The organism is Mesorhizobium sp. L103C131B0, from assembly GCF_000502275.1.
In the GTDB taxonomy this organism is placed as follows: Bacteria; Pseudomonadota; Alphaproteobacteria; order Rhizobiales; family Rhizobiaceae; genus Mesorhizobium.
Genome location: NZ_AYXC01000003.1, coordinates 243178 through 259118, shown reverse-complemented (window position 1 = coordinate 259118; position 15941 = coordinate 243178). Strand labels below are relative to the sequence as shown.

Sequence of the window (15941 nt, the reverse complement as noted above, 5' to 3'; positions counted from 1 at the left end):
TCCCTACTCCCACTGGATTGCGGATTGAACACGCCGCTTCAAGCGATCGCAGCTCGGCTTCCACCCGGATTGCGGGAAGCGTTGCCGGCCGACCTGCCGGGCGTCAGTCGCGCGATATGGACAGCCCCGCGAGAAGCGGAGCGTACGCGGCGAGCCTGCGGGATACGAACTCCGTGAAGAGCCGCACCCGCTTCGTCTTGCGTGTCTCGCCTTGCGTGAGAAGCCACAGTGTCCCATGCATGGGCACGTCGATCCCCGGCACCCTCACCAGCAGGGGGTCGGCATCTCCGACGAAGCACGGCAGTTTCGTTATCCCAATCCCTTGGTGCGCCGCGATGATCTGCGTCTCGGCGTCAGGTGTCCTGAACGGTACTCCCGTCACGTGAACTTCTCCCTCGCGCGCCCAGTCCGGAATTCCATGATTGTCTATGCCTATCCACCGGATGGGATCAGGCGTGCCCGCACGCCACGCGGCTAGTCGATCGCGAGACATGTAGACGCCGCTGAACAGCTCCGGTCCCTTCAGGCCGTGAAGATTGAGCGGCAGGGTCTTGCGGTCGGCGACAATGCGGATCGCGACGTCGGCCTCTCGGTTGGTCAGATTGGCCAGCTCGCCGGACGACAGGATTTCCATCTCGATGTCGCGATGTAGACGCGCGAAGTCGGCGAGATCCGGCATGAGCAGGTGTGTGGCGAGGAACGGTGGAAGCGTCACCCGCAAAAGCCCGCGCGCGCTCTGGTCACGACCGAAGACTCGCGTCTCCAACTGGTGCGACGACGCTTCCATCTGGGTCGCGAGATCGAGGACCTCCTCGCCCGCAGCCGTCAAGCGGTAGCCGGAAGGCAGCTTTTCGAACATCTGCGCCCCGAGGCGTTCCTCGAGCTGAGCGATGCGCCGCAGCACGGTCGAGTGGTTCACACCGAGGTGTGCGGCGGCAGCACGCACCGAGCCTACGCGCGCGGCGGCAAGAAAGTAGCGAACGTCATCCCAGTCGATCATGGTGCATTCCTGCGCAGCGAAGTGCGGCTTGCAAAGCCCATACTAACACGATCAGCCGTAGTTCGTGCGGTCGCCGCGGCGTTCAATCATCTAGCTGGATCGTTTTCGCACCAGCGATGTGCGCGATTGCGCACTCACCGCCCGACTTCGGCGAACCCATCTTGAGGCTCTCGCGGGACTTTCCCGTACAGCCAAAGATACGAGACGGCGAAACGAAGGATGCATGACATGAACAGACTGAATGGAAAGACCGCTGTAATAACTGGCGGCGCTACGGGCATCGGTCGCGCCGCAGCCAAGCGCTTTATCGAGGAGGGCGCCTTCGTCTTCATCTTCGGCCGCCGGCAGGAAGCGCTCAACGCCGCCGTGGCTGACCTTGGGCCTAGTGCCCGCGCGGTTAAGGGCTCGGTCTCGGATGAGGCCGACCTCGACCGACTCTACGCTGCGGTGAAGGCCGAGCGCGGAAGCCTGGATATCGTCTTCGCCAATGCCGGGGCGGGAAGTCCGCTTCCGCTCGGGCAGATCACCGCCAGGCACATTGACGAAACCTTCGACACTAATGTGAAGGGTACGATCTTCACGGTCCAGAAGGCGCTGCCGCTGATGAGCCAGGGCGGTTCGATCATCCTGACCGGCTCGAGCGCCGGCACCACGGGCGCTCCGGGGTTCACTGCCTATAGCGCGAGCAAGGCGGCAGTGCGCAACCTGGCGCGGACCTGGGCGGAGGACCTGAAGGGCACCGGCATCCGGGTAAACGTGTTGTCGCCCGGGGCGACGGCGACCGAACTCGCGAAGGAGGCGTTGGGCGAGGAAGGCCAGAAGGCCTACGGCGCGATGACTCCGCTCCAGCGCATGGCCAATCCGGCGGAGATCGGGGCCGTGGCCGCCTTTCTCGCGTCGCCGGACAGCAGCTTCATGACCGCCAGCGAAGTCGCCGTCGACGGCGGCCTGGCTCAACTCTGACCCCCAGCGCGGTCCGTACCTGGGCCGCGCGCAACGAAAGACAAAGAATTATGAAAAAACTCGAAGGCAAGATCGCAGTCATCACGGGCGGAAGCAGCGGGATCGGATTGGCCACAGCCAAGCGCTTCGTAGAAGAAGGAGCGCACGTCGTGATTACCGGGCGAAGAGAGAAGGAGTTGAAGGAGGCCGCAGCCTTCATCATGAAAAACGTTACGACGGTCGTGGGTGACGTGTCGCTCCTGGAAGATCTGGATCGCCTCTATGCCGTCGTGAAGGTGAAACATGGTCATATCGACATTCTCTTCGCCAACGCCGGCGCGGGGACGATCGCACCGCTCGCCGTCGCTACCGAGGCACATTTTGATCAGACCTTCGATGTGAACGTGAAGGGTCTGTTCTTTACGGTGCAGAAGGCCCTTCCCCTGTTCAAAGACGGCGGTTCGATAATCCTGAATTCTTCAGTGTCGAACGTGTTGGGGCTTCCAGGGTTTAGTACCTACGCCGCGAGCAAGGCGGCTGTACGCAACTTCGCGCGCGCTTGGACACTGGAATTCAAAGACCGCAAAATCCGCGTCAATGCAATGAGTCCGGGACCAATCGAGACGCCGGCCTTGGAGACAACGACTGGCCTTACCCCTGAGCAAGCCGAGCAAGCGGCCGCCCAGTTTGCGTCACAGATCCCAATGGGTCGCAGGGGCAAACCAGAGGAAATCGCGGCTGCCGTAACGTTCCTCGCCTCCGATGAAAGTTCTTTCGTCACCGGCGTGGATCTCGCCGTCGACGGAGGCATGGCGCAAGTCTGACCCCGGCATTAGCACCAGATCGGAGAAGTACTATGAACTATGCAATCGTAGGATTCGGCAATATCGGACAAGCCCTTGCCAAGGCGTTTGCCCGAAACGGCATCGAAGTTTCCGTTGCAACCACACGCGACCCGGAAAGCTTTGCCGCCGATGCGGCCGCGATCGGACCCACGATCATCCCCAAAAAACTGGCGGAAGCCATCAAGGCGGACATCATCTTTTTGGCTGTCCGCTTCGAGGCGCACCCGAATGTCGCGAAGGCGCTTCCCACATGGCAGGGGAAGACGATCATCGATGTGACCAATGCCTATGGCGTGCCCCCTGAGGAACTGGGAGGACAACCTTCTTCCAAGTTCATCGCGCATGCCTTCTCTGGCGCAAAACTGGTCAAGGGCTTCAACCATCTGGTCGCCCCGGTGCTTGATCAGGATCCGGCCGTACATGGTGGCCGGAGGGTCGTGTTCCTGGCAAGCGACGATGACGCTGCCGCAACACAGATTGGGGAGCTTGCGGAAAATCTCGGTTTCGCGCCGATCAAGCTTGGCGGGGTGTCGGAAGGTGGCCTGCTGGTCCAGGCGCGCGGAGACAGCTGGGGTCATCTGATCTTTAAGGACTTGGTCAAGTTCGACTGACGAGCACGACGTCCACACCCGCAAAGAGACGACGCAGGCGATCGGAGCTCGGATCGGATCAAGCGCGATCCGATCCGAGCAAATGGAGAAATCACTATGTGCACCGAGAAGAATATCCACTCCTAAGGAGATTTCGATGTACGACCAATCCAAGGTATCCGAGTTAATCCGGTTCGCACGAATCGAGGCGGGCTCCACCGTGATCGAAGTCTACCCTGGCGACGGAGACTGGACGCGCCTCTTCTCCGACATCGTCGGATCAGAGGGGCGGGTCTACAGCTTTGTGCCGGCCGAAGTCGCCCACCTCAAGAACGATCCGGTCGGCCTCATGCGGACGCTCGCGAAGGAGCCGGGCCGAGAGAACGTCGAAGCCGTCTCGGCGGACCTCGTGGCGATGCCGGAGATTACGCAGCCAGCCGATGTCGTGTGGTTGCACCTGTTCTACCACGATCTTCACACCGCCTTGATCCAGAAGAAGGGTGCGACGGCGGCCGACTTCAATCGAGCTGTCTACAAGCGGCTGAAACCCGGTGGGTCCTACGTCATCGTCGATCACGCCGCCGCAGCTGGGTCGGGCACGAGCGACACCCAGTCGCTGCATCGGATCGACCCTGCATTCGTCCGCGAGGAGGTGGAGGCGGCCGGCTTCGTACTGGACGCGGAAGGCACCGTGCTCTTGAATAGGGATGACCCGCACTCGATCAAGGTGTTCGATCCATCGATCAAGGGCGAGACCGATCGCTTCGCGTTCCGGTTCGTGAAGCCCTGACAGCTCCCGGGCGCCGACTTCATGTCGACCGCCCCATTGAGTCCACCAACTCGGGTTCGGACCCGTCAAGCTGGGAAAGGTCAACGAGGATGGCGCGCTGTGCACGCACGCGATGCGGCAGCGCCTTGAAGGCGTCCGAGGTGATGATGGCCACAGGTTCTGGAGCACACCTGCCGCAGGTTCCTGATCTGAACCTGATGAAATGACGGAAGTCGCCGCGCCGTTTAGGGAGCCGGCGCATCCCCTCAGGATGCGCCGGGACAAACGGTTCAAGAATGGTGGATTTCCGTTCCCAGCACCTTCAGGCATTCACGGATGAATGCCGCAAGCGCGGTCCAGCCTTTGGCTGAAACCATGGTCCCATCGACATAGGCGTCGGTGGGAGACAAATCGATATAAGTGCCGCCGGCAAGCGTCACCTCCGGCTCGCAAGCGGCGAGCGCCGCCACCTTCTTGCCGCGCACGACGCCGTCCACCGCGATCAGAATCTGGACGCCATGGCAGATCGTGAAGATCGGCTTTTTTGCCTCGTGGAAATGGCGCACCATCGCTTGTATCCGCTTGTCGGTGCGGATGTATTCGGGGCCACGACCGCCGGCGCAATAGACAGCGTCGTACTGGCTCAGCTGCCTCTCGGCGTCGGCGAAGGTCTTGTTGATCAGCGCATTGTGGCCGGGCTTTTCGGTGTAGGTCTGATCGCCCTCGAAATCGTGCAGCGACGTCTTGATCATGTCTCCGGCGCTTTTGTCGGGGCACACGACATGAACGGTGTGTCCCACCGCTTCCATCGCCTGCTGATAGACGAAGATTTCATACTCCTCGGTGAAATCACCGGTCAGCATCAGGATTTTTTTGGCTGGCATGTCTTTTCCTCTCGGCTTGTTTCAGGGGGAGGTGCACTGCGCGCCTCCTTCCCGGTATCGAAATCGGCTCAGAACGGGGAGTAGAATTCGTAGGCGGCAGGCTGGGCGAACAGCGGCGCGCCGCGCTTGAGGGTGCCTCGGGCAAGCAGCATCGCCAGGCTACTCGAACGCAGGCAGGAGCCTGTCCCGCGAATTTTCGATGTGCGCACGCATGCCTTTTTCGGCGGCGTCCGGATCGCCCGCGGCAAAGGCAGCGAGAATAGCCTCGTGCTCGTCGAGCGCCTCTTCGGTCACCCTGGAGTGATACATCAGCCGGAAGATATGGAAGTGGGTATGCTGGTGATTCAGTGTCTCGCGAATGAGTTCGTTTTGGGCGAACTCGACGATCTTGTCGTGGAAGATCGCATCCTGACGGGCGAAGTTCGAATAGCGCAGGCGTTCGTCTTTCCCCACCCGTCGGGCCATGACGCCAGCCGCCTCCTGCAGCGCGGCAAGGCGCTCGCCGTCCATTGTTGCGGTGGCTTTGGCCGCGGCGGCAGGTTCAAGCAATAGACGCAGCTCGTAAAGTTCGTCGAAGCGCCGGCGGGTGATTTGTGGGGCGGCGCGATAGCCGATCAGGTGGGTTTTCAGAACCAGCCCTTCCCCCTCCAGCCTGCCAAGCGCTTCACGAATGGGGGTATGTGAGACGTTGAATTCCTTGACGAGATTGTCGACGGTGATGCGCGATCCCGGAGCAATCCTCAAGGACATGAGCTGCGCGAAGATTGCTTCGTAAACGTCGCCGGCCAGACTGTTGGCGCGCTGGATACGACCCCTGGCACGGGCTTCATTGTCAACCGTCAGGTCCGTGTTCTGCATCGTTTGCCTCTTGACAGAACCACCCACTAACACGATGCTCCGCGAAACTCAATCCTATATCCTATACGATTTTATTAGAGGGCATCGCATGATCATGACCTGCAGCGCCGAGGTCGGCCTCTGGCACGAAGCCAAGCCTGTCGGCTTCCAACCCGTCTTCGCAGGATCTTGTGCATGAGCTTGTTTGCAGCGGCGCGCCTGCCGAGCGAGATTCTGTTCGGCAAAGGCCAGCGCCATGTCCTGCCTGCCATCGCCGCCAAATATGGGCGCCGCGCGTTCGTCTGTACCGATGAGCGCTTCGCGGCGACGTCGCAGTTCGCCGAGATTCTCGCTGGCTTGCACAACGCGGCGATCGAGACGTTGGTCTTCGACCGAACGCTGCCGGATGTGCCGCGCGACAGCGTCGCCGCCTGCATTGCGCAAGCGAAAGATTTCAAGCCGGACATGGTGATCGGCATCGGGGGCGGCAGCTGCCTCGATATGGCCAAATGCGCTGCACTTCTGCTCAGCCATGGCGGCAAGCTCGAGGACTACTATGGCGAGTTCAAGGTACCCGGCCCTACCCTTCCGGTGATCGCAGTGCCGACGACGGCTGGAACAGGCTCCGAGGTGACCCCCGTCGCCGTGATCTCCGACCCGGATCGGACGCTGAAAGTGGGTATCGCCAGTCCGCATCTCATCGCAGCAGTGGCGCTTTGCGATCCGGATCTGACGGTGACCTGTCCACCGTCCTTGACGGCGATCGCCGGCGCCGACGCGCTGACGCACGCAATCGAGGCCTTCACAGCGGCCAAACGCGGCGCGGACCCTCATTTGCCGCAACAGCACGTGTTCATCGGCAAGAGCGCTCTGACCGACCATTTCGCGCTTCTGGCCATCAGGCTGCTCGGCCGCAGTCTCGAAAAGGCATATCGCGACGGATCGGACGAGGATGCGCGAGCCGACGTCATGATGGGAGCGCTGGCCGCCGGTTGCGCCTTCGGTACGGCGGGAACGGCCGCCGCCCATGCGGTGCAGTATCCCGTCGGCGCGCTTACCCACACCCCGCATGGCCTGGGAGTGGCCACCATGCTGCCCTATGTGATGACCTACAATCTGGCCGCAGCAGCCGCGGAGATTGCGGAAGTCGGCACTGCTCTTGGCCTTTCCCTTCAGGGCGGCGGCGCCGATGCCTTGGCGCACGCCACCATCCGTGAGGTGAGCCGGCTGTTTGGCGCCATCGGCATCACACCGACATTGGCCGAACTGGGTCTTCCCGAAGACAAGATCGACTGGACGGCTGAGCAGGCGCTGGGCATCGACCGGTTGATCAAGAACAATCCCCGCCCGTTCGACCTTGCCGCGATGCGACAGCTGGTCAGGGCTGCCTATGACGGCGACATGTCCGCCACCATGATGTGACCGACCAGGAGTTCATCCAATGAACATTGCCGCAGGCATATCCGACGAGGATCAAGATATGTTCGACTACGCCACGGTCTCGCACGGTCTCTACATTGGCGGACGCTGGCGGCCTTCATCGGAGGGTCGCGTGATCGAAGTGGTCGATCCCTCGACCGAAGCCGTGATCGCTGCGGTTCCCGACGCCACGCTCGCCGACGCCACCTCCGCCGTCGACGCGGCCGCGAAGGCGGCGGCCGGCTGGCGCGAGACCCCGCCACGCAGGCGATCGGAAATCCTGCGACGCTGCTTCGAACTGATGACGGAACGGGCGGAGACGTTGGCCGCGCTGATCTCGCTGGAGAACGGCAAGGCGCTGCGCGATGCGCGCGGCGAAGTCGCCTATGCGGCGGAGTTCTTTCGCTGGAACGCCGAGGAAGCGGTCCGCATCAACGGCGAGTTCGGCCTTGCGCCCTCGGGCGCGAACCGGATCATTGTCGACTACCAGCCCATCGGCATTTGCGTGCTCATCACACCATGGAATTTCCCAGCCGCCATGGCGACACGTAAAATCGCTCCGGCGCTGGCGGCCGGCTGTACGGTGGTCCTGAAGCCCGCCAGCGAGACACCGCTGACGGCCTATGCGCTTGCGGCGCTCTACGAGGAAGCCGGCGTGCCGCCCGGCGTCGTCAACGTCCTGACGACCTCGACCCCCGGACCGGTGACGGCGGCCATGCTGGCCGATCCGCGCGTGCGAAAGCTGTCCTTCACCGGCTCGACCGGCGTCGGGCGCGTGCTGCTGGCCGAAGCCGCAAAGCACGTCATTTCCTGTTCCATGGAGCTTGGCGGCAACGCACCCTTCATCGTCTTCGACGACGCCGACCTGGAAGCAGCCCTCGACGGTGCGATGGTTGCCAAGATGCGCAACGCCGGCGAAGCCTGCACGGCCGCCAACCGGCTTTACGTCCAGGCCGGCATCCATGATGCTTTCGCGGAAGGCTTGACCAAACGCATGGCGGCACTCAACCTGGGCCCGGGCACAGACTCAGACACAGAATGCGGGCCGATGATCACCAGGAAGGCTGTGCACAAGATCGACCGGCTTGTGCAGGACGCCGTTGCCCGCGGCGCCAAAATCCTGTGTGGCGGCGGCGTATCTGAAGGCAGAGGCTTTTTCTATCCGCCAACGGTGCTCAAGGACGTGCCGGCCGACGCCGCCATGCTCCACGAGGAGATATTCGGTCCGGTGGCGCCGATCATGCGCTTCGACAGCGAGGCGGATGTCATCGCCAAAGCCAATGACACCGAATACGGTCTCGCTGCCTACATCTATACGCGCGACCTGGCCTGGGGGATGCGCGTGGCATCGAAGATCGAGTCCGGCATGATCGCGCTCAACCGCGGCCTGATGTCGGATCCGGCGGCGCCTTTCGGAGGTGTCAAGCAGAGCGGGCTGGGCCGCGAAGGTGGCCAGAAGCATGGCGTTGCCGAGTTCATGGAGGCGAAGTACATCGCCGTGACCCTGTGAGCGGACATCCCGCCAAAGATCCGTTTCGCATTCGCGATCATGTGGTCGAGTTCGACGACATCGTCGCCGAGATCGTTCGCAGAAGCGAGGAGACCAGGGCGAACGTTCCCATGGTCGCCGATGTCGCCTACGGGGCTGACGCCACCGAAACCATGGATCTGTTCTTTCCCGAGGGCAAACGGGACCGCCTGCCGGTGCACATGTTCATCCACGGGGGCTATTGGCGCATGTTCTCCAAGCGCGACTATTCCTACGTCGCCGAGACCGTTACGAACGCAGGTGCGATCGCGGTCATTGTCGACTACGCGCTGATGCCTACCGTCCGGATGGCCAGGATCGTCGACCAGGTGCGCCGCGCCAAGCGATGGGTATTTGACAATATCGCACACCATGGCGGCAATCCCGGCCTGCTGACCGTTAGCGGTCATTCCGCCGGTGCGCATCTGGCAACAATGCTTTTCGACGGTGACGAGCGGCCTTCCGGCATCAAAGCTGCGCTGCTGCTTGGCGGCCTTTACGACCTGAAGCCATTGCAGATGTCGTTCCTTGGCGCCGAGATCGCGATCACCGACGAGGAGGCCCGCCGATTCTCGCCGATCGACCACAGTTTCGATCCATCCGTGGGCGTAGATATCTCGGTCGGCGCCGATGAAACGTCGCCGTTCCACAGCCAGGCCGCACTCTTCACGGACCACCTTGACACACAGGGACTGACTGTTTCGCGCATCACCCTTGGTGGGGCCAATCACATGAGCAGCGTCCGTGACCTTGGCTTGGCTGGTACCGAGGCCGCGTCACTGCTGGCCCGCGTCGTGGCCGCCTGAGACTTCCGCCAGAAGCGCTGCTGGGCGCGACCGTTCTTCGCAGTAGCGTCGCAGCATCGAGGTGCCGACCGCGGTGGCGAATCTTCCGCCACCGGTCCCCATACCGTAAGCCCGCCGGCGATGTCGACGTCGACGTGGTTCATGCTTTCCAGCGTGATTGAGCTTGATAACCGATGTCGGCGATCGCCGTCATGCAGGCAGCCCAGTTGAGTTCTCAAGGCTGGCCGGCCAAAGACGCCCCTCAGGGGAGAGCGGGCCGACGTTCCGCAACACCGGCCCGCAACCTTCAGAATACGATAGCCCGCGGCACCCCGGAGAAGGGAATCTGCGCTCTCACACCAGCATCGACTGCTGGGCGAAGATGCCCGCCATCGCGCCGTGCGATATTGCCAGGGTGACCGATGGCGGCGTGAGGGGGTTGGCGAGGTCGCCCGCGGCGTAGATGCCGGGCATGCTGGTTTCGCGGCGCTCGTCGACCTTGAGGATTACGCCGAGGGGCGTATCGACCGTGGCGAGGCCCAGTGATTCATGCAGGCTTGCGGACGGCTTGTTGCGCGGATGCGCGAACAGGATGTCGACCGCGACCTTGGGGCCGGTATCGAGCTTGACGGTGGCGTTATGCCCCCCGTGATGGGCGATCTCGCTGATCCGGCCGTCGACGACAGGTATGTTGCGGCGCGCCAGACCGGCCCGGATATCGGGCGGAATGTCGTGACCATCGGCAAAGACCGTCAACCTGTCGGTCCAATCGTGGAACAGCCTGACCTGATTCATCGACTGTGGGCCGGACCAGACGAGGCCCCAATGCTGGCCGGCGACTTCAAAGCCGTCGCAATAGGGGCAGGGCACGATGGACGTGCCCCAACCTTCGGCAAAGCCCGGAACATCAGGCATCTGGTCGGCGACGCCATAGCTCAGGATCAGGCGGCGCGCGCCGAGGCTTCCGCCATCGCCAGTGAGGACGGAGAAATCGTCGATGGCGCCGGACAGGCTGTCGGCCCGGGCATTGACCAGCTTGATCGTGGGATAGCGCGCCAGCTGCCGCCGCGCCTCGGCCAGGATGTCCAGCGGTGGCTTGTGATCGTGGCCGAGCAGGCCATGCGAGTGGCCGGCGAAGCGGTTGCGCGGCAGGCCGGTATCGAGAACGGTGACCTTACGGCGGGCACGGCCGAGTTGCAGGGCACCGGCGAGACCGGCAAAGCTGCCGCCGATGATGATGACGTCATCCATAATGGGCTCCGTGTTGTGGATGAGGGGCTGGTTGGACCTGGTTGAAACCTACCCATCGGCTTGCGCATTTCAGAAACTACATGGTATCGTAATCCAAGAATTAGGATACTGTCAAGGACTGGAATTGTCGTGACCGAAAATAGCCAGGGCCGGCGCGGCCGGCCCGCCAACGAGGCGCTTGGCCAAACGATACTCGACGCTGCGTCCGAACTCTTTGTGGAATTGGGTTTTCAAGCGACCACATTGGACAAGGTCGCCCAGCGGGCGAAGATATCCAAACTCAGCATCTATCGGCACTTCGAGAACAAGGAGGCGCTGTTCAGCGCGGCGATGGCGGCCGGCTGCCATCAGTTGTTTGCGCCACAGGCCCTTCTTGAAGGCGTCGGCGGTTCGGTCGAAGATCAGCTCATGGCGGTGGGATCGTCCCTGCTTCGCACGCTGTTGAGATCAGACGTCCGCAGTTTCGAAGCCATGGTCATGGCCGACCAGACGAATCCAAGGTCGTTAAGCAAGCTCCATTTCGAAGCCGGCCCCGCCCATGTCATCGCCCAAATCGAGGTCCTGTTGCGTCAGTTGCACGCGAAGGCGGTTCTGAACGTGCCCGATCCTCTCCGGTCCGCCCGCTTGTTTGCCGCGCTTTTCAAAGGATCCGATCTTTTGATTATCGCACGCTTCGATCAGGCGAGAGCGGCGGACGACAACGAAATCGAATCCTATTGCCGGTCGGCCGTCGCCATGTTCATCGCTGCGCACGGCTAGCACTCTGCCCTGCCCGCTAGTCATTGTATTTCTGCGAAATACTCCGCTAGAGCCGCCGTCGCGATGGCGCCCATCCACCTCATGTCGATCGCGTCGGGGTCGGACTGCGCGCCCGCCGGTGAGCGGCATCTCCTACCTGCTCCGGTCACAGCGCTGCTTCGGCCGACCCTGTGCGGGCGAGGAAGAGAATGCCGGTTATGGCCCGCGAGAATCGAGCAGATGGGGTATCAGCCGCCGCGAAGGACACCTGCGGACGGAACCTTCTTTGGTACACTTGAGTACGTCCATTCGTGGCTCGGGCTCCAGCGGTTCGTGCCCCGACGCGCCTGGGAAGGCCGCTGGTGCCCGCGACAGATCCTTCCAAGGTGCAGGTCTGGAATGGCCCAAAAATTCTCTCGAGCTCCCGGAACATCGGTCCGCCCCTGTGGTTCGACAAGCAGCGGCACAGTCGATCCAACCAGGCATCGGCCCGCTTAGGACAGGCGCGAGGTCCCTACCCACAGATCTTGCGAAAATAGGAGCAAGCTATGCGAGCGTTGGTCTGGCACGGCAAGGAAGACATACGCTGCGATCAGGTTTCGGACCCGGGAATTGAGGATGAACGTGACGCGATCATCAAGGTGACGAGTTGTGCGATATGCGGCTCCGACCTTCACCTCTACCACAACTATGTGCCAGCCATGCTGCCCGGCGACATCATGGGCCACGAGATGATGGGAGAGGTCGTCGAGGTCGGCAAGGGCGTCAACGGCGCTCTGAAGGAGGGAGACCGCATCGTCGTGCCGTTCACCATAATCTGCGGTGAGTGCGACCAGTGCAAGCGACAGAACTTTTCGGTTTGCGAACGCACAAACCGCAAGAAGAATCTCGGTGACAAGGTGTTCGGGCACACCACCGCGGGTCTGTTCGGCTACACTCATTTGACCGGCGGCTATCCCGGGGGACAGGCGGAATACATGCGTGTGCCGTTCGCCGATGCCACGCACGTAAAGGTGCCTGACAGCCTTACCGACGAGCAGGTTCTCTTCCTCGGCGATATTTTTCCTACCGGATGGCAGGCGGCGGCACAGTGCGACATTGAGCCCAACGATACGGTTGCGGTGTGGGGCTGCGGCCCAGTCGGGCAGATGGCCATACGCAGCGCCCTGCTGCTCGGCGCGAAACAGGTGGTGGCGATCGATTGCCTGCCGGAACGGCTTTCCATGGCCGCGGCCGGCGGCGCCATCGCCATCAATTTCGCCGAGGAAAGTGTCGTCGAACGACTGCGGGAACTCACCGGCGGAAAGGGCCCGGAGAAGTGCATCGATTGCGTCGGCATGGAAAGCCACGTCTCGCTGGCCCAGCCCGATACCGTCTACGATCGCGCAAAGCAGTTGATGCTGATGGAAAATGATCGACCGCACGTTCTGCGTGAGATGATCTATGTCTGCCGGCCGGCCGGCGTGATCTCGATCCCCGGCGTCTACAGCGGGCTGGTCGACAAGATTCCGATGGGACAGGCAATGAACAAGGGGCTCACCTTCCGAATGGGGCAGACCCATGTCAACCGTTGGACCGAGGATCTGTTGCGCCGCATCGAAGATGGCCAGATCGACCCATCCTTCGTCATCACCCATACCGTGGGGCTCGAGCAGGGACCCGAGATGTACAAGGTGTTTCGCGACAAGCAGGACAGCTGCATCAAGGTTGTATTGAAACCGTAGGGAAATCGTCATGAACGTGATTGCCAAACTTACCAACATCACCCGATCGCCTGGCGATCCCAAAGTGCTGAAGACTGGGCAGAGTGCGGTCGGGGCATCCGATGGCCTTGCCCGCAAGCTCGGCTGGTTCAGCATCGCGCTTGGCGTCGCCGAGCTGGTTGGCGCCGAGCGGATTGCCGGCGCGCTCGGCATGCGCGGCAAGGAAGATCTGATCCGCGCTTATGGGGCGCGGGAAATAAGCAGCGGCATACTCTCGCTTTCAGTGGACAAGCAAGCTGGGCTGTGGAGCCGGGTGGCCGGCGACGGCCTGGATATCGCGACATTGCTGACAACGTATCGGCCTGGCAACCCAAAGCGCGATAATGTAGGCCTTGCGCTTGCCATGGTCGCCGGCATCACATTGCTCGACATCATCGCTGCGAAAAGCGTGACCGCGCGCCACTCTCGGAGCGGGACCAAGCCACGCGACTACAGCGATCGAAGCGGCTTTCCCGGAGGCACTGCCGCAGCCCGCGACCGTGCCCGCTCGCAGCGCAGCCAGGAGGCCGGCGCAGCCTGATAGAGATTGCCGAACCCCTGGCGCCATGCGACCTGGACAGGTGGCATCTCGTCAGGCCCTAACGCCAGAGGTGGTAGCTCTCGGCGAGCCGAGTTTGCTGGAACAGAGTGGACCGTCGCGCGGCCGTTCTCGCCGTCTCCTGGGTCACCGCCGCGCATGGGTTGTGTGGCCGGTGCGTTAAAGGCACGAAGCAAGCAGCGATCCGACCGGCGTCGAGCCTTCCATGTCTCTTGCCTTGGCAAGGTTCCGGCGATCCTCAGGCCGAGCCGCGTTCGGGAAGCTCGGTCTCTTCCGCCACCCCTTTCCGCAGGTCTCGGCGCAAGCGTTCCGCTTCGTCGGAATTATTATCGTCGTCTGTCCGCTCGAGTTCGCGATCGATTGTCTCGCGCGACCCCTCTGCCGGATCCTGTTGCGGAGATGTGTTCGGGCCGGTTTCGATCTTGCCGTCGCCGGGAACGGTGCGGTCGCGAGACTTCGTCATCTTCAGCTTCCCTTTCATCTGTCATCTGCCTCGGCATCTCCGATGGCATGAATTTTGGCCGCTTCCTGCCGAACCGGATCGTCGACGCTTTGTTCCGGGAAAGCCCCCGCAGGTTCGTGCTGGTCGGCCCGGGGCATTGGTCGATGCCCATGCCGGGAAGCATCCTATGCCAACGAGGTCGGCGGCAGCCTCATCGATGTCGTTATCAACATGTGGGCTGTTTCGGCCCGGACACGCGAGCACGCCAGGCCCGCGGCGAGTTTTCGAACCGAAGCAGATGCGCAACGTAACAACTGGATGTATACGGAAAAGGCTGCCTCATCCACATCGCGCTTCGGGAGGGCCGGCGGCATGCTCGCCTGGGCGGTCCGGCAGCTGGTAGCGAACTGGTCATAGGCCTTTGCAAAGCCGCGTCGATGAAGCGGGTGCGGTAGCGCTGGTCGGTGTAGCGTCGAGGCATCTGTCAATCGGAGACAAGCGCGACCACTTTTGGGACTTCACTGTTTTTTCCACCGGGACTCGACATCTCACTATCATAGTTGATTGTGGCTGCCGGTGACCCTGCGTAATGGATAGCCATTCCAACTCTCCAACAGGAAAACGGTATGTTGTATCCGGGTCGGTTTTTGGGGCCAAGCGAGATTGAGATGCTCGCCCAGGTTTGTCACACGGTCTGCAAAGAGCGCGCCCTACCTCTTGCTTCGCAGAACGGAGAGCGCATAGCTGCGCATATACTCAGGCTGTTTATGAACGGCTTGATTGAGCAGAATGAACTGCTCGATGCCGAGAGGAACTGGGCTCTTCGGCTTGACCGTTCGGTCCAGCAGACGATGTCACCTACGCGCACATGAGAGGCCGCGGGACCCAGTTTGGTTCTTACAGCCGAACACCCGCCGCTATCTGAGATATGTTGCGGGGTTTTCTTCGCCGCGGAGTGATCCGACACAGTGCGGAAATCATGGCAATCCTGTTCGCAGTGATTCTATTGATACGCGTAATCGCAGTCGCATTCTTGGTCGTCGGAAAGCCGCCAGGGCCAGTTGGGAACAAACCTGACGTTTAAGCGTTTGTAGAGCCCTTCCACCGGGCAACTCACCGAAATGCTTCTTGCCGTGCATGATGCGATGTCGACGGCCGTTTTGGCGGCAGGAGCGCCAATGCGGAAATAGTAGGCGTGGTCGACCTCACCAACAAAGCTGAGGTCGACATCGGCATCACCAGCTTGGGAAGAGCCATCCAGTTCGTGGCCAACGCCTCGGTGCTTGGATACGACATTCGCGGCGCCATGGTCTTCTATGGCGCGCCCGGTACCCCGAGCCTAAGGGCGAGAGAGTGCGAGCGCTTGTGGGCGCAGTTTGGCGGCGCGCTTCTACAGCCGTAGCTCTATCAGGACGTTCGCCCCGCCCGTTCTTGGTATGAACGCGTACGGAACTGAGGCGCTACCCAGCCGCAGCGGGAATGGCTCAGTGGTAGCTCTAGCTGGCGACCGCACTAAGCAGCTTTTCGGTGATGGGCTTTGAGCGGCTGAGCCAGCGTGAGAACGTTCGGCTGCATATCTGCCGGTGCCTGCTTTCATGTGACTGGGCGAG

Annotated in this window: 16 protein-coding genes; 11 read left to right on the top strand and 5 right to left on the bottom strand. The window is 62.0% G+C overall.

The features are described from left to right. Positions 1-103: 103 nt before the first annotated feature. On the bottom strand, positions 104-1000 hold the full coding sequence (locus tag X730_RS156305; RefSeq protein WP_023825915.1) for a LysR family transcriptional regulator: 897 nt from the start codon (positions 998-1000) through the stop codon (positions 104-106). A 228-nt stretch (positions 1001-1228) separates the two neighbouring features. Here X730_RS156305 and X730_RS156310 point away from each other — a divergent pair, with 228 nt between their 5' ends. From X730_RS156310 to X730_RS156325, 4 genes are all read left to right on the top strand, one after another. After that, on the top strand, positions 1229-1963 hold the full coding sequence (locus X730_RS156310) for an SDR family oxidoreductase (RefSeq protein WP_023667787.1): 735 nt from the start codon (positions 1229-1231) through the stop codon (positions 1961-1963). Between the two features lie 50 nt (positions 1964-2013). After that, the gene (locus X730_RS156315) at positions 2014-2766 is read left to right on the top strand and encodes a glucose 1-dehydrogenase (protein ID WP_023667786.1); all 753 of its coding nucleotides are present in this window, start codon (positions 2014-2016) and stop codon (positions 2764-2766) included. A 32-nt stretch (positions 2767-2798) separates the two neighbouring features. Continuing rightward, the gene (locus X730_RS156320) at positions 2799-3398 is read left to right on the top strand and encodes an NADPH-dependent F420 reductase (protein WP_023825914.1); all 600 of its coding nucleotides are present in this window, start codon (positions 2799-2801) and stop codon (positions 3396-3398) included. Positions 3399-3534: 136 nt separating this feature from the next. Further along, positions 3535-4167 carry a class I SAM-dependent methyltransferase gene (locus X730_RS156325; protein ID WP_023753944.1) on the top strand — a complete coding sequence of 211 codons (633 nt, stop codon included), beginning with the start codon at positions 3535-3537 and terminating at the stop codon, positions 4165-4167. Between the two features lie 269 nt (positions 4168-4436). Here X730_RS156325 and X730_RS156330 read toward each other — a convergent pair whose 3' ends face one another. Beyond that, on the bottom strand, positions 4437-5030 hold the full coding sequence (locus X730_RS156330; protein WP_023686902.1) for a DJ-1/PfpI family protein: 594 nt from the start codon (positions 5028-5030) through the stop codon (positions 4437-4439). A 159-nt stretch (positions 5031-5189) separates the two neighbouring features. Beyond that, the gene (locus tag X730_RS156335; RefSeq protein ID WP_023753943.1) at positions 5190-5888 is read right to left on the bottom strand and encodes a GntR family transcriptional regulator; all 699 of its coding nucleotides are present in this window, start codon (positions 5886-5888) and stop codon (positions 5190-5192) included. A gap of 174 nt (positions 5889-6062) precedes the next feature. Between X730_RS156335 and X730_RS156340 the strand changes: the two genes are divergently transcribed. The 3 genes from X730_RS156340 to X730_RS156350 are packed head-to-tail and all read left to right on the top strand — an operon-like array spanning position 6063 to position 9620. Continuing rightward, on the top strand, positions 6063-7289 hold the full coding sequence (locus X730_RS156340; RefSeq protein ID WP_023745680.1) for an iron-containing alcohol dehydrogenase: 1227 nt from the start codon (positions 6063-6065) through the stop codon (positions 7287-7289). Between the two features lie 58 nt (positions 7290-7347). Further along, entirely contained in the window at positions 7348-8796 is a 1449-nt protein-coding gene (locus tag X730_RS156345; protein ID WP_245261330.1) for an NAD-dependent succinate-semialdehyde dehydrogenase, read from the top strand. After that, complete coding sequence (locus X730_RS156350; RefSeq protein ID WP_023753941.1) at positions 8793-9620, top strand: alpha/beta hydrolase; 828 nt, start codon at positions 8793-8795, stop codon at positions 9618-9620. Before X730_RS156345 ends, X730_RS156350 begins: the two co-directional genes overlap by 4 nt. A gap of 333 nt (positions 9621-9953) precedes the next feature. Here the strand turns inward: X730_RS156350 and X730_RS156355 are convergent, their stop codons facing one another. After that, on the bottom strand, positions 9954-10850 hold the full coding sequence (locus X730_RS156355; RefSeq protein WP_023667777.1) for an NAD(P)/FAD-dependent oxidoreductase: 897 nt from the start codon (positions 10848-10850) through the stop codon (positions 9954-9956). Between the two features lie 129 nt (positions 10851-10979). Here X730_RS156355 and X730_RS156360 point away from each other — a divergent pair, with 129 nt between their 5' ends. The 3 genes from X730_RS156360 (at position 10980) to X730_RS156370 (ending at position 13871) form a co-directional block, all read left to right on the top strand. Then, the gene (locus tag X730_RS156360) at positions 10980-11609 is read left to right on the top strand and encodes a TetR/AcrR family transcriptional regulator (RefSeq protein WP_023753940.1); all 630 of its coding nucleotides are present in this window, start codon (positions 10980-10982) and stop codon (positions 11607-11609) included. A gap of 527 nt (positions 11610-12136) precedes the next feature. Beyond that, positions 12137-13312: a zinc-dependent alcohol dehydrogenase gene (locus X730_RS156365; protein WP_023667775.1), complete on the top strand. Its 1176-nt coding sequence runs from the start codon at positions 12137-12139 to the stop codon at positions 13310-13312. Between the two features lie 10 nt (positions 13313-13322). After that, positions 13323-13871, top strand: coding sequence for a hypothetical protein (locus X730_RS156370; protein ID WP_023825913.1), 549 nt, complete (start codon positions 13323-13325; stop codon positions 13869-13871). Positions 13872-14127: 256 nt separating this feature from the next. Here X730_RS156370 and X730_RS156375 read toward each other — a convergent pair whose 3' ends face one another. Next, on the bottom strand, positions 14128-14352 hold the full coding sequence (locus X730_RS156375) for a hypothetical protein (protein ID WP_155922421.1): 225 nt from the start codon (positions 14350-14352) through the stop codon (positions 14128-14130). A 1174-nt stretch (positions 14353-15526) separates the two neighbouring features. On the opposite strand from X730_RS156375, the gene X730_RS01000000164260 reads away from it, so the two are divergent. Next, positions 15527-15733, top strand: coding sequence for a hypothetical protein (locus tag X730_RS01000000164260; RefSeq protein WP_023825912.1), 207 nt, complete (start codon positions 15527-15529; stop codon positions 15731-15733). The last annotated feature ends 208 nt before the right edge of the window (positions 15734-15941 follow it).

Coding starts and splice junctions, on each gene's coding strand:
- X730_RS156345 (WP_245261330.1), top strand. CDS start 7,348: ATGTTCGACTACGCCACGGTCTCGCACGGTCTCTACATTGGCGGACGC.
- X730_RS156310 (WP_023667787.1), top strand. CDS start 1,229: ATGAACAGACTGAATGGAAAGACCGCTGTAATAACTGGCGGCGCTACG.
- X730_RS156355 (WP_023667777.1), bottom strand. CDS start 10,850: ATGGATGACGTCATCATCATCGGCGGCAGCTTTGCCGGTCTCGCCGGT.
- X730_RS156305 (WP_023825915.1), bottom strand. CDS start 1,000: ATGATCGACTGGGATGACGTTCGCTACTTTCTTGCCGCCGCGCGCGTA.
- X730_RS156330 (WP_023686902.1), bottom strand. CDS start 5,030: ATGCCAGCCAAAAAAATCCTGATGCTGACCGGTGATTTCACCGAGGAG.
- X730_RS156315 (WP_023667786.1), top strand. CDS start 2,014: ATGAAAAAACTCGAAGGCAAGATCGCAGTCATCACGGGCGGAAGCAGC.
- X730_RS156320 (WP_023825914.1), top strand. CDS start 2,799: ATGAACTATGCAATCGTAGGATTCGGCAATATCGGACAAGCCCTTGCC.
- X730_RS156340 (WP_023745680.1), top strand. CDS start 6,063: ATGAGCTTGTTTGCAGCGGCGCGCCTGCCGAGCGAGATTCTGTTCGGC.
- X730_RS156370 (WP_023825913.1), top strand. CDS start 13,323: ATGAACGTGATTGCCAAACTTACCAACATCACCCGATCGCCTGGCGAT.
- X730_RS156375 (WP_155922421.1), bottom strand. CDS start 14,352: ATGACGAAGTCTCGCGACCGCACCGTTCCCGGCGACGGCAAGATCGAA.
- X730_RS156335 (WP_023753943.1), bottom strand. CDS start 5,888: ATGCAGAACACGGACCTGACGGTTGACAATGAAGCCCGTGCCAGGGGT.
- X730_RS156365 (WP_023667775.1), top strand. CDS start 12,137: ATGCGAGCGTTGGTCTGGCACGGCAAGGAAGACATACGCTGCGATCAG.
- X730_RS156325 (WP_023753944.1), top strand. CDS start 3,535: ATGTACGACCAATCCAAGGTATCCGAGTTAATCCGGTTCGCACGAATC.